This window comes from Rahnella sp. CFA14(1/10) (assembly GCF_004195095.1).
Lineage (GTDB): Bacteria > Pseudomonadota > Gammaproteobacteria > Enterobacterales > Enterobacteriaceae > Rahnella > Rahnella perminowiae.
This window is the reverse complement of the sequence record NZ_SEWS01000014.1, coordinates 64,108-76,081: the sequence shown is the minus strand read 5'-3', so window position 1 is coordinate 76,081 and position 11,974 is coordinate 64,108. Positions and strand designations below refer to the sequence as shown.

The 11,974-nt window shown below is 47.4% G+C and carries 13 protein-coding genes; 4 read left to right on the top strand and 9 right to left on the bottom strand.

Annotated elements, in window-relative coordinates:
• Positions 1-166 precede the first annotated feature (166 nt).
• The 4 genes from radC (at position 167) to mutM (ending at position 2,480) form a co-directional block, all read left to right on the top strand.
• Positions 167-847 (top strand): DNA repair protein RadC, encoded by a 681-nt coding sequence (radC, locus tag EVX52_RS23000; protein ID WP_129992192.1) that lies wholly within the window; start codon positions 167-169, stop codon positions 845-847.
• Positions 848-1,113: 266 nt separating this feature from the next.
• Positions 1,114-1,350: a 50S ribosomal protein L28 gene (gene rpmB, locus EVX52_RS22995; protein WP_004931195.1), complete on the top strand. Its 237-nt coding sequence runs from the start codon at positions 1,114-1,116 to the stop codon at positions 1,348-1,350.
• Positions 1,351-1,361: 11 nt separating this feature from the next.
• Positions 1,362-1,529, top strand: coding sequence for a 50S ribosomal protein L33 (gene rpmG, locus EVX52_RS22990; protein WP_004392084.1), 168 nt, complete (start codon positions 1,362-1,364; stop codon positions 1,527-1,529).
• Between the two features lie 141 nt (positions 1,530-1,670).
• The gene (mutM, locus tag EVX52_RS22985) at positions 1,671-2,480 is read left to right on the top strand and encodes a bifunctional DNA-formamidopyrimidine glycosylase/DNA-(apurinic or apyrimidinic site) lyase (RefSeq protein ID WP_129992191.1); all 810 of its coding nucleotides are present in this window, start codon (positions 1,671-1,673) and stop codon (positions 2,478-2,480) included.
• A gap of 8 nt (positions 2,481-2,488) precedes the next feature.
• On the opposite strand, the gene coaD is transcribed toward mutM, so the two are convergent.
• The 9 genes from coaD to EVX52_RS22940 all read right to left on the bottom strand — a co-directional run bounded on the left by coaD (position 2,489) and on the right by EVX52_RS22940 (position 11,973).
• On the bottom strand, positions 2,489-2,971 hold the full coding sequence (coaD, locus tag EVX52_RS22980; RefSeq protein ID WP_129955271.1) for a pantetheine-phosphate adenylyltransferase: 483 nt from the start codon (positions 2,969-2,971) through the stop codon (positions 2,489-2,491).
• Positions 2,972-2,977: 6 nt separating this feature from the next.
• Entirely contained in the window at positions 2,978-3,745 is a 768-nt protein-coding gene (locus tag EVX52_RS22975; protein ID WP_129955272.1) for a glycosyltransferase family 2 protein, read from the bottom strand.
• Positions 3,745-5,019 (bottom strand): lipid IV(A) 3-deoxy-D-manno-octulosonic acid transferase, encoded by a 1,275-nt coding sequence (gene waaA, locus EVX52_RS22970; protein ID WP_129955273.1) that lies wholly within the window; start codon positions 5,017-5,019, stop codon positions 3,745-3,747. Before waaA ends, EVX52_RS22975 begins: the two co-directional genes overlap by 1 nt.
• A gap of 120 nt (positions 5,020-5,139) precedes the next feature.
• Positions 5,140-6,285 (bottom strand): glycosyltransferase family 4 protein, encoded by a 1,146-nt coding sequence (locus EVX52_RS22965; protein WP_129955274.1) that lies wholly within the window; start codon positions 6,283-6,285, stop codon positions 5,140-5,142.
• Positions 6,278-7,360 carry a putative lipopolysaccharide heptosyltransferase III gene (gene rfaQ, locus EVX52_RS22960; RefSeq protein ID WP_129955275.1) on the bottom strand — a complete coding sequence of 361 codons (1,083 nt, stop codon included), beginning with the start codon at positions 7,358-7,360 and terminating at the stop codon, positions 6,278-6,280. Before rfaQ ends, EVX52_RS22965 begins: the two co-directional genes overlap by 8 nt.
• Positions 7,361-7,520: 160 nt before the next feature.
• Positions 7,521-8,528, bottom strand: coding sequence for a glycosyltransferase (locus tag EVX52_RS22955; RefSeq protein ID WP_129992190.1), 1,008 nt, complete (start codon positions 8,526-8,528; stop codon positions 7,521-7,523).
• Between the two features lie 67 nt (positions 8,529-8,595).
• A complete protein-coding gene (locus EVX52_RS22950; RefSeq protein ID WP_129955277.1) occupies positions 8,596-9,882 on the bottom strand; it encodes an O-antigen ligase in 1,287 nt (428 codons plus the stop codon).
• Complete coding sequence (locus tag EVX52_RS22945; RefSeq protein WP_129955278.1) at positions 9,879-10,883, bottom strand: glycosyltransferase family 8 protein; 1,005 nt, start codon at positions 10,881-10,883, stop codon at positions 9,879-9,881. Before EVX52_RS22945 ends, EVX52_RS22950 begins: the two co-directional genes overlap by 4 nt.
• The gene (locus tag EVX52_RS22940; RefSeq protein ID WP_129992189.1) at positions 10,876-11,973 is read right to left on the bottom strand and encodes a glycosyltransferase family 9 protein; all 1,098 of its coding nucleotides are present in this window, start codon (positions 11,971-11,973) and stop codon (positions 10,876-10,878) included. The genes EVX52_RS22945 and EVX52_RS22940 overlap by 8 nt, the downstream gene beginning before the upstream one ends.
• Between the last annotated feature and the right edge of the window lies 1 nt (position 11,974).

Genomic DNA, 11,974 nt, shown 5'->3' with positions numbered 1-11,974 from the left:
AAAGCTGAAAGAAGCGACATTTTAGCATAACGGGGAATGATGACAGCTATTGGCGATACTACGAAAGTTAAGGAATAAAAATTCTGCGTAACATCTCGCAAGCTGACGCACCGGACCTCATGACGGGGAGAATGTTGTGCCACAATCGCCGCGAAAAGGAGTCAGGATGACGAAACAGCAAGACCCGTGGCCGGGAGAGATGCCACCACGCGAAAAATTATTGCAACAGGGAGCGAAAGAGCTGACGGATCAGGAGTTGCTGGCGATCTATTTGCGCACGGGATGCAAGGGATTGCATGTCATGGAGTTGGCAAAAAATCTGCTGGATGAATTTGGTTCATTACCTAAATTACTGAAGGCCGATTTTGACACCATGGCACGCACAAAAGGAATGGGAGTGGCCAAGTTTTCACAGCTGGTAGCCGTATCCGAATTATCCCGCCGCGCCTACTTACGCCATCTGAGTGCTGAAAATGCGATGCTCAGCCCCGCAGTCATCCGCGAATATTTGCAGAATTTACTCGTTTTTCGGGAAAGAGAGGTGTTTCTGGTACTTTTTCTCGACAACCAGCATCGCGTTATTCGCCATGAGGAGATGTTTGCTGGTACTATTGGGCACGTAGAAGTGTATCCCCGCGAAATTGTTCGTGGTGCGATGAAGGTTAATGCGGCAGCCCTAATTCTGGCGCATAATCACCCATCTGGTCGGGCTGAGCCCAGCCTGATGGATAGAAAAGTGACTGAACAGATTATTCGTGCGTGCCAGCTGCTGGAAATTCGCGTCCTTGACCATTTGGTTGTAGGCCACGGAGAAACGGTATCTTTTGCCGAACGCGGCTGGATTTAGCGTCGTTTTTTGAAGATCCTTAGGGATCTTTAGCTGTTCGGGACTTGAGCACTTACGCTACAGAGCGTATACTACGCCACCTTTGAGAATCTTGGGTTTGGCGTTAAGAGCCTATCTCAGCAGGTTTCTGACCTGATGAATTGGTTTTTTACCCGACGACAGTGAGTCGGTTCTCAGTGGAGTTTGCTGAGATGGGCTCTAAAAGCCTGACGAGGCGGCCATACCCTATACGAAGCTCGAGCTGATTTGATTTTTGGAGAATAGACATGTCCCGAGTCTGCCAAGTTACTGGCAAGCGCCCGGTGAGCGGTAACAACCGTTCCCACGCAATGAACGCGACCAAACGCCGTTTTCTGCCGAACCTGCACTCCCACCGTTTTTGGGTTGAGGCTGAGAAGCGCTTTGTAACTCTGCGTGTATCTGCTAAAGGTATGCGTGTTATTGATAAGAAGGGTATTGAGACGGTCTTGGCCGATCTGCGTGCCCGCGGTGAGAAGTATTAAGGAACTGCATCATGGCTAAAGGTGTTCGCGAGAAGATCAAGCTGGTTTCTTCTGCTGGTACTGGTCACTTCTATACCACTACGAAGAACAAGCGTACTAAGCCGGAAAAATTGGAACTGAAGAAATTCGATCCAGTTGTCCGTCAACACGTGATCTACAAAGAAGCTAAAATTAAATAATTTTAGTGGATTGCTAAAACCCGGCTCCGGCCGGGTTTTTTATTGCCTGAATTTCATGATTTCTTTTCATTGCGACTTTTATTTGCCTGATGTCAGTGTCTGCGACAAACTCTGAACACGATTTTTGCTCAAGGGAAAATTATGCCGGAATTACCTGAGGTTGAAACCAGCCGCAGAGGGATTGAACCCTATCTTAAAGGCCACACAATACTGCATGCCATCGTGCGTAATCCGCGCCTGCGCTGGCCTATCTCGGCGGAAATCTTAGCATTAAGCGATCAGCCGGTTCTGAGTGTGCAGCGTCGGGCAAAATATCTGCTGGTTGAGCTGCAAACCGGGTGGATCATTATTCATCTGGGTATGTCAGGGAGTTTGCGGGTATTGCCGGAAGAAACCGAAGCAGGCAAACATGACCACGTTGATCTGGTGATGGATACCGGCCATGTGCTGCGTTATACCGATCCGCGCCGTTTTGGTGCCTGGTTATGGTCTTCGGATCTGACTGCCAGCAATGTTTTAGCCCATCTGGGGCCGGAGCCGCTAAGCGAAGATTTCACGGCGGATTACTTGTGTGAGAAATCCCGCACGAAGAAATCCCCCATTAAGCCCTGGCTGATGGATAATAAACTCGTGGTTGGCGTAGGAAATATCTATGCCAGTGAATCTTTGTTTGTAGCGGGAATTTCCCCTGACCGGCCTGCACATTCACTCAAACGTGATGAGGCAGAGTTGCTGGTCAGAACCATCAAAGCGGTATTGTTGCGCTCTATTGAACAAGGCGGGACGACGCTGAAGGACTTTCTCCAGTCGGATGGGAAACCGGGATATTTCGCACAGGAATTGCAGGTATATGGAAGAGCGGGCGAGCCATGCCGGGCATGCGGTATGCCCATTGAAAGTAAGAAACAGGCGCAGCGCACCACATTTTTCTGCCCGCGCTGCCAGCGTTAATACCTGATTCAGGCGCTGATTTTTTCCATCAGTGCCTGTGTGATGATTTGCGGCAGGAAAGGCGCAATATCTCCACCGTGGCGGGCGACTTCTTTGACCAGAGATGAAGAAATAAACGACCATTCTTTTGACGGCATCATGAACACGCTTTCCAGCGTGGGCAGCAAATGCCGGTTCATGTTCGCCAGTTGCATCTCATATTCAAAATCAGACACCGCACGTAATCCGCGTACCAGCACGTTTGCGCCCTGAGCTCTGGCAAAATTTGCCATCAAATCGCTGAAACCAATGACATCAACGTTATCCAGATGGGATGTAACCTGAGTTGCCAGCGCCACGCGTTCATCCAGCGTGAACATCGGTTTTTTGCTTGGGCTGGCTGCAATTGCAAGAATGACATGGTCGAACATCTGCGCCGCACGGGTGACGATATCGAGATGCCCGTTGGTCATCGGGTCGAAAGTACCGGGATAAATTGCCTTAGTGCTCATAACGGCTCACTTTTGCAGTTGGTGGCTGAGCGCCCACAGGGCGGCATATTTATTGAAAGTATATTGTGCATTGACGCCCGCCAGGATCAACCCCTGCTTTCCGTCCAGAAAACCGGCCCGCAGGATCCAGGTTTTGACGAATGCGCCCAGCGTATGGGAAATAATCGAGAAGAAGCTGCAACGGCGGCCTTGCTGATGGCGTTGCTCTGCCCATGCCTGCGCATAGCTGAGTTGTTTTCGCTGGAAACTGAAAAGGTCGCGACAGGTGAGGTGCAACAGGTCGCCTTGCAACGGAACGACAGTGGCATTCCCTGTGTTCAGTGATTCATGTACCCGATCGTCGTTATAGCTGAACGTTGAAGGATACAAACGGTTGACACGATCAGGATACCAGCCACTGTGACGCATGAATTTCCCGAGGAACAGGTTACTGCGTCCGAGGCTGTAAACGGTATTTTCCTGCGGGCAATTCAGCACATTTTCAATCGACTGACGCAACGGAGAGGATACACGCTCGTCGGCATCTATCATCAAAATATAGTCGCCTGTAGCATGGCTTTGCGCCAGCTGTCGCTGTTTGCCAAACCCCGGCCAGTCAGTGTTAAGGAATACTTTGGCGCCGAAGCTGCGGGCAATATCCTGTGTCGCATCGTTGCTGCCGGAATCGAGCAGAATTATTTCATCTGCCCAGGTCACTGACTCAAGGCATGCCGGCAATAAATCCCCTTCATTACGGGCAATCAGTACGACGGATAAACGTTTTTTATCAGTCATTAATGACTCCGGACAGGCAGATAAGGCTCCAGTAAATGCAGCAGGCGCTGTAAGGCTCCCTGATTTTGATGCAGAACTTCAACGGCGTGGCGACCGTAATACAAGCGATAATCTTCATCGGTCAGCAGTGTAGAAATTTCTTTCACCAGTGATGCGGTATCAGTGACTGTGATCAGACCGTCGTCCTGGGCCAGCTTGGCGCAGATATCTTTGAAATTGAAGGTATGCGGCCCCATGAGTACCGGAATGGCATGGGCTGCCGCCTCCAGCGGATTATGGCCTCCGCGATCGACCAGGCTGCCGCCGACAAAAGCCAGATCAGCAATGCCATACAGCAACATTAATTCACCCATCGTATCGCCGATCACCACCTGGGTGGCTGATGAAGGGACTTCACCTGAGCTACGCTGGATAAAAGAAAGACCGGCTTTGCGCGTCAGCTCACAAGCAACCGGAAAACGTTCAGGATGGCGTGGAACCAAAATAAGCAGCAAGGTCGGATGTGCTTTCAGTAATTCTTTGTGCGCTTCCAGCAGCAAGGTTTCTTCCCCTTCATGCGTGCTGGTGGCGATCCACACCTGACGGCGTGACGCCCATTGGCTGCGCAGTGCAATGGCTTTTGCTGCCAGTTCCGGCGTAACCGAGATGTCGAATTTCAGGCTACCCGTCACCGCAAGCTGGTTGCGTTTTAACCCTAAGGACAGAAAGCGTTCACCATCTTCCTGATTCTGCGCCGCGATCAGGGTGATGCGTTGCAAAATGGTACGAATGAATTTGCCTAGCTTCTGATATCCCTTTGCCGAGCGGTCAGAGAGGCGGGCATTGGCTATCACCAGCGGAATCTGGCGACGATGCAGTGCGCTGATAAGGTTCGGCCAAAGCTCGGTTTCCATGATGATGACAAGCTTTGGGTTCACCTCATCCAGGAAACGATTTACCGAACCCGCCAGATCATAAGGCAGATAAACGTGGTGCACCCCCTTACCAAAAGCGGACTGAACGCGCTCTGAGCCGGTCGGTGTCATGGTGGTGACGGTAATCGGCAAGGAAGGATAACGATGACGCAATGCGCGGACTAAAGGGATCGCGGCCAGCGTCTCTCCGACGGAAACGGAATGCAGCATGATGCCACCGGAGACAACCTTTCCCTTGCAGAAGCCATAACGTTCAGCCCAGCGTTTACGATAGGCCGGGGACTTGCGGCTGCGCAAAAGTAAACGGATCCAAATCAATGGCTGAATTAAATATATGATTATATTATAAAAAATATTCATCTTTTATCAGGCGTTGCATAAGGGAAAGTTAATTTCATAAAGCGAAAATAGTCCCGGCGGATAGATGGGCACATGGTATCAGATAAGTGTGATCGACTCATCATGTCAGCGCCTGCGTCCTCAGACCAGTAACGAGTGATAAAGCGTAACTAACTGCTGTGAAAGGTTTTTCGGAGTGTAAGGTAAAATCCGTTCTCTTGCCGCATTTCCCATCTCGTCATTTTCCTGACGGGAAGGAATTTTATTCACATATTCGCTTAGGCTTGCCACATCCAGTGCATCGCAAACAAAGCCCTCGCGCCCCTGCCTGATAAATTCTGCCCCCCCACAAGTTTCACTGGTGATGACGGGCAATCCGCAGGCCATGGCTTCAAGAATAACGTTCGGGAACGGGTCATATAATGTCGGCAGGATCATGCCATCGGCTGCGTGGTAATAAGGCAGGACATTGTTTTGTACCCCGACAAAGCGGATCCGGTCGGCGCAGCCTGTTTGCTGAGCCAGCGATGCGTATTTTTTCTGGTCTTTATCTTGTCCGACAATAATCAGGTAACGATCGCCGGAAGCAATTGCTTCAATGGCGGGCTTCAACCCTTTGCGTTCAAAACCAGAACCTACGTAAATCAGTGCCACGGCCTGCGCAGGAATGGCAAGCATTTCACGTGAAGCAAGCCGTTGTGCAAGGGTCGCCGGTACGAATTTTTGGGAATCAATGGCGTTATAGATCACCTCAAAACGACTTTCCTCCACCCCGTAACAGCGGATGATATCGCGTTTTACCATCTCAGAATTACAGATGATTTTTTTCAACGCCGGAGAGTGGAACATGGCTTCCTCAGCCTGCAGTACATACCGGTGATATGAACTGATTTGTGTGAGAAAACGCTGGAGAGGTGAAATAACGCGCGCCCTTTGTTCCAGCCAGACACGGTGTGCACCATCGCCCGCGCGGAAAATATCGCAACCTGGAATGCGCTCGTGGCTTTGCACAATGTCGAACTGTTCCCGTTCCCAACATTGTTGTGCTGCGGCGGCAAAACCTTTCTCACGTGAAACCCGGCCATATTTTGCCGGATTGCACAGGTGAATTTTCCATTTCGGATTGGGTTTGCCTTCCCACTGGCGGGTAATAATATTCAGATCAATATTTTGATCATCCAGTGCTTCAAGAGCGCGTGAGATAAAACGTTCCGCGCCGCCATCAGGGCGATATTTTTGTCTGACAATTGCTAAACGAATGTTTTTCTCACTGGCAGCATTAGTCATGCAGGTAACTCCTGGCGGCATCAATCACATCGCTGACAGGGATTGCATGCAGATAACGTTGTTGAGTTTTTGTATCGATAGAATCGGGTGCGGGCAGCGGCGCGTAGTCCCCGGCCCAGATAGTGGTATTGTTATTGCCCCATGGACGCCAGTGCTGCATTTTCGTCGGGCCAAATAAGGCCACACAAGGTGTATTAAGCGCGGCAGCCATATGCATCGGCGCAGAATCCACCCCGATAAAGAGTTTTGCACCATCAATCATTGCCGCAAGCTGTGTCAGTGATAGCTGCCCGGCAACAGAGATAACCTGCGGATTGTGGGTGAGATCCTGAATTTTGCGCACCATATTCAGCTCTTTCTTATCCGGACCGGAGGTCATTACAATCGTCAGGCCGGTTTCAGCGAGTCCATCAATCACATTGGCGAATTTGTCATCATCCCAGCATTTGAACGTCCAGCGTGACGTCGGCTGAATCACAATATATTCGCCGCTTACCTGGTTTTTCAGAAGTAATTGCTGACAGAAAGACTTGTCACTTTCTGAATAATGCATTGATGTCACCGCATTATCGGTGGAGATGCCAAGAGGGGACAAAATCGACATATTCTGTTCGACAGTATGCAGGAGGCTGTGATTTTCGGTGGTCACTAATTGTGTATGACCTGCCCGCCAGAAAGCAGAACGTCGTTTTTTATAGTCGAATCCTAAACGAACTTTCGCACCGCTGAAGCGGGAAATCAGCGCGCTACGCCACTGATCGGCCAGATTAATCACCAGGTCATAATGTCGTTCGCGTACCGCTTTGAGTAGCTGATATTCTTGCTGTAACTGATAGCGGACACCTTGTTTTTTCCATGTTCTATCAATCACATGGATATAGGAAAGGGCCGGGTGTTCACTAAGAATAGGGCGGGTTTCTTTATACAGAAGCACATCAATTTCAGCATCGGGATAATGCTCACGTAGCCTGTTTATCACCGGCGTGGTCAGCACCATATCTCCATGATGACGGAGTTTCACCAGAAGAATTCTTTGGGGTCTGAATGCTGCGTATTTGGCTTCTGAATTAGGCATTCTATTATCTGATAGTAGAATATAGTGAATTGATTTTAGGTGAAGAATCGTATGGTGTGAAGTTATTTATCCTCCTGATATAGAAAGATAAATAACTTCATTTAAGAAATAGTTAGATTCCACTTAAAGACATAATGGAATCGTCTCTTTCTGAAACAGATTAACCGAGTTTTTTACGCAGGTTATGGAGGCGATACAGCCACAATAACAGTTGCCACCATTGTTTAAGTCCGCGCGCGTTACGCAGCATTATTTTGCGTGTGCCGGAGGTGTAAATATCGTCGATCATGGCTTTCCGGGCGGCCTGATCAGGCTCACGGCGGACAGAATGGCAGACCGTCAGGGCTTCACGGGTGACCTGTCTTGGAAACTCCGCATAGATCTTTACCTGGTCTTTATATCGCTCATTTAACGCATCAAGCATTTTGGCTATTTTTAGATAATGCCTTTGATATTCAACGTTTTTCATTCCAGTTCTTTTTTGGTTACTGATTGACTGGCCGTGAATGTAATAGCGATAAAGAACCTTTTGGGTATATTTCACGCGGCGTGCGTTGAACATTAATTCGGTTGTCCAGGGAATATCCTGATGATGCAGGCCCGGTTCAAAATACAGATTATGCTTTTTAATGAGCTGGAGACGGTAGACTCCAAGCCATACAACGTGCAAATAACGGTTTGTTGCCAGCGCCATTTTAAGCCAGTCCGGGCCATCCAGAACGGCTGTCGACGTTAAACGATCGGTGGGGATGATGGGTTTAACTTTTTCTGAGCTGACAAAATAACGTTCACCATTGCATTGTGCGACATCCAGATCATCTTGTTCACACAGCTCAATCAGCGTTTTATACATGTCCGGATAGAGTATGTCATCGGCATCCGGAAAAGTGACATACTGACCTTTGGCGACATCCAGGCCAGCATTGCGCGCACGTGAAACACCGCCGTTAGCCTGATGAATGACGCGAATATGCGGGTATTTGCTGGCGTATTCTTGCGCAACGCGCTCGGAACCATCTGTCGAGCCATCATTAACGATGATGACTTCGAGGTTTTCCAGCGTCTGGGCGACGAGCGAATCCATAAAGTTTCGGAACATCTCCCCGGCGTTATACAGGGGAATAATCGCGCTGAGCTTAATGTTGTCCGATGTCGTTGTTAAAGGCATATCACAGATTTTCCACTGATAAAGATGGCAAACAACCGGGCCGGTGCGAGCTCACAGCCCGGAAAAATCATTGTTTTTCTAAAGAGGGCCGCGTCCTCATTCTCAGCATCAACAGATAGGCGAAGACCAGCACAATAAAATACGGTGATTCGCGATTATAAAACTGGGTATCGCCCTGACTGAAGTAAATTACCGGAACCGACAGCAATAAAAATTCGTAACCTTTGGGTATCAGTCTGAAGGGATAGAGCAATAATACAGCGAAGAAAAGTACCATAATCAATGCGCCGAAAATTCCCTGTAATGACAAGGTATCGATAATGTCATTATGCAGATGGAACTGCAGATTACGTAACGCTTCCGGATTGCCGCCTTCATGCTGATCGATGAACGTTGTCGCCAGTGCATTGCGGCTGTCAGCAGACTGACCAAACGGGTGTTGTTCGAAAACATTCAATCCGGCGCGCCACATTGAGAAACGCGCGCCGACTGAAGTATTGCGGTTGCCTTCATGATATGAGGCGACCTCGTTCTGAAGGTTGTCGAGGCGGGTGAGTACCTTATTGTAATAAGGATGGCCTGAGAGAACGGCGGCAATAATCAAAGCGGTGATGCCAAAACCGTATATCATTTTAGAAGTATGGGAACTTTTGACAAAGTCGTAAATGACGCTGCCTGCACTAATGAGCGTAAAAAGTAGCATTGCTGAACGAGTTTCGGTGGCCGCAAGTACAGCAAATGTCATGGTCATTACAATCAGGCAAATGAATCGGTAATGTTTTAAAGCATGATATTTCAGGCTGTACATGACCAGTAAGGAAAAAATCGTGAATGTATAGGCACCGGATGTCGGGGCATCAGAGTTTATTTGAATACGGTCGCCTGTTTTTAAATAATAAGCGATGCGCGTTGCTGATATGATTAAAAACAGAAGCGTCATAATGGAAATGCCCGTGCGTACTGTCAGTGTGGGGATTTTCCATTTATGAATATTATGCTCAATGGCATAAAGGATGAATGATGCCAGTATGAGTCGTTTGCCACTGATTTGGTAATGGTATGCAATAAGCGGATACTGATGGTTGACGGTCAGCATAACCCAAAGTAACTTGCTGATACCCAGGAGCAGAATTATGCAGGCTACAGGATAGAAGTGAATTTTCTTTTCAACCCGTAGAGTAATATAGATAAAGTATATGACTGAAATATAGGTGACGATATAAAAGAAATTACGGGTAATTTCACCGGAATACATAAAGAAAGAAATAGAGATAGTAATAAATAAAAAAAATACTGATGCCAGTTTATCGTCCAGAGACGATTTCTTTATATTATCAATTAGCACGTTGATCATAAAGGACTTTTCCTGAAAATCTTCTTGTTCATATACTTGGACATCCAGCACAAACTGGTCAGGTAGCGACCCTTATACCAGAGCGCTTGCGCATAACGTTTCATTTCTTTGTAGGAAACAGGCACGTCATGTGGAACTGCTTGCCATGGAGATTGAGCATAATAGTGATCATAAACATCAGCCAGTTCTCCCATTCCCCAAAGATGCCAGGGTTTACATTTACCTGTGTAATGAATCAGGATGGTATCTTTAGGAATATCAACTTTGTTCCCTACTTTATTTAAAATAATATCACACACGAAATTGTACTTTTTAGGAAGTAGCAAAACTTCATGTTCAAGGACAATATTAAGTGCATCCTGATCAGGGAATTTAAATTCATTTCCCTGACGGGAAAGCGCCTGGATGATCCGCTCAGTGGTATTTTTTTCGATCCACTGAGGGATGTTGATGTATAAAAATCCTGAGTTAAAGTAGTTACCCTTTGTCAGGCTTAACTGTGAACAAAGTTTATTTCTGGCCCGCCGCGTATCATTGACAGCCGCCAGTGTACAGGCGCTGATATCCATCTCGTTCAGCTCCTTATAACTGCCTAAACATAATGTGTCCGCGTCAAGATAGAGTAATTTTGAGGTGACATCAGAAAGGATATAAGGAGTAAACAAACGGTAATAAATAGCCTGCGGGTAGCGGCCCATCAGCGGCAAATCCGTGAACGCAGACTCTTTGAATACGTAACAGGTTATGGCCAGCGGTTGATTTACTGCCAGCTCGAGCAGCCGATCTTTTGATTTGTCATCGAGCGCACTGCCAAATATATGAATATGAAACGCTAAGTCAGGATTGTTTTTCAGAACAGAAAAGACAGTGATCCCCATACCACGGGCATACGCATTATTTATTCCGAATGCGATATGAACCACAGGGAAGGCTGAATCCTCTAAATGGTTTACGAGTTCTTCTTTATGCTCGAGGTAGCTCAGGTATTCATGGTCAGACATAGTTTTGTACCTGACTTGTTTTGCTTATAACAAATGAACGTATTTTCTCCAGTTGTGAATCACTGAGGGAAAAGAGTTCTTCAGCGCTGTGCCTGAATTGATAAGGTGCTGAGAAAATGAACGATTCAGGCGCGAGTTGCTTATCTTCTGGTGTCAGGATGAGCGGCGCATAGGTCGGATGTTGTTCGGCTAAGTCACAAGGCCCCGCTAAACAGACCACCGGTATCTTCATGGCATCAGCGATATATACATTGCCGGAGTCTGAGGCGATATACATATCCATCTGAGAAATGGCATGAGGGACTTCATGCAATTTTAGCTTACCGATCAGGCTAGTGATATTTTCGCGGTGACTGAGTTTTCCCAGCAACTGGTCAAGGTATTTCTGCTCATTCTCCGGGCCAAAAATATAAAACTGACAAGGAATATCCTTCAGGGCGTTAAGGATTTTGATCCACACTGCCGTTGGAATTGTTTTCGCTTTATTGCCTGCCGAAATGCTGATACCTATTTTGATCTGCTTGTTTTCAGCCAGCTCCGGCAAGATTTTTTCAGGCACCCACAAAGGAAGGGTGGCATGTTTAGTATAACTGTCTGCGCTGAGGCTGGGATCTGCCAGCTTCAGGTAACTTTCCAGCGTGAAATCAGTTTTCTGGTGTAAACGAACAACGTCTGCCGTCTGATAAAAAATCCCGTGATACCACTTGCGGGTATAAGCAATCAGAAAGGCTTTATGCCTGGCGTTACAGAAGGCGGCATAGAAAGCATTAACGCTGTTAGGTTGCAGCAGATAAACATTGTCGTAGCGGTTAAGCAGGTGAAAGGCGAGACCAATTTTACTGACTAAAGATTTTTTATAATCTTCAATGAGATAAATAGAATCAATCGTCGCATCATGTGAAGCCAAAGGCATAACCGTTTTACTGAGCAAAACATCTGATTTTTTTAAGTGTTTTAGTAAAGGCGTAATATTGACGAAGTCACCAATTTTGGCGGTTTGTATGACCAGATTTCGTCCCTTTCCCTGATGAAAAGGCTTCATCAGCATTTTGAACGGCCACAGCAAGATGAAAATAATCACGTAGCTCATG

Coding starts and splice junctions, on each gene's coding strand:
- radC (WP_129992192.1), top strand. CDS start 167: ATGACGAAACAGCAAGACCCGTGGCCGGGAGAGATGCCACCACGCGAA.
- rpmB (WP_004931195.1), top strand. CDS start 1,114: ATGTCCCGAGTCTGCCAAGTTACTGGCAAGCGCCCGGTGAGCGGTAAC.
- rpmG (WP_004392084.1), top strand. CDS start 1,362: ATGGCTAAAGGTGTTCGCGAGAAGATCAAGCTGGTTTCTTCTGCTGGT.
- mutM (WP_129992191.1), top strand. CDS start 1,671: ATGCCGGAATTACCTGAGGTTGAAACCAGCCGCAGAGGGATTGAACCC.
- coaD (WP_129955271.1), bottom strand. CDS start 2,971: ATGAGCACTAAGGCAATTTATCCCGGTACTTTCGACCCGATGACCAAC.
- EVX52_RS22975 (WP_129955272.1), bottom strand. CDS start 3,745: ATGACTGATAAAAAACGTTTATCCGTCGTACTGATTGCCCGTAATGAA.
- waaA (WP_129955273.1), bottom strand. CDS start 5,019: ATGAATATTTTTTATAATATAATCATATATTTAATTCAGCCATTGATT.
- EVX52_RS22965 (WP_129955274.1), bottom strand. CDS start 6,285: ATGACTAATGCTGCCAGTGAGAAAAACATTCGTTTAGCAATTGTCAGA.
- rfaQ (WP_129955275.1), bottom strand. CDS start 7,360: ATGCCTAATTCAGAAGCCAAATACGCAGCATTCAGACCCCAAAGAATT.
- EVX52_RS22955 (WP_129992190.1), bottom strand. CDS start 8,528: ATGCCTTTAACAACGACATCGGACAACATTAAGCTCAGCGCGATTATT.
- EVX52_RS22950 (WP_129955277.1), bottom strand. CDS start 9,882: ATGATCAACGTGCTAATTGATAATATAAAGAAATCGTCTCTGGACGAT.
- EVX52_RS22945 (WP_129955278.1), bottom strand. CDS start 10,883: ATGTCTGACCATGAATACCTGAGCTACCTCGAGCATAAAGAAGAACTC.
- EVX52_RS22940 (WP_129992189.1), bottom strand. CDS start 11,973: ATGAGCTACGTGATTATTTTCATCTTGCTGTGGCCGTTCAAAATGCTG.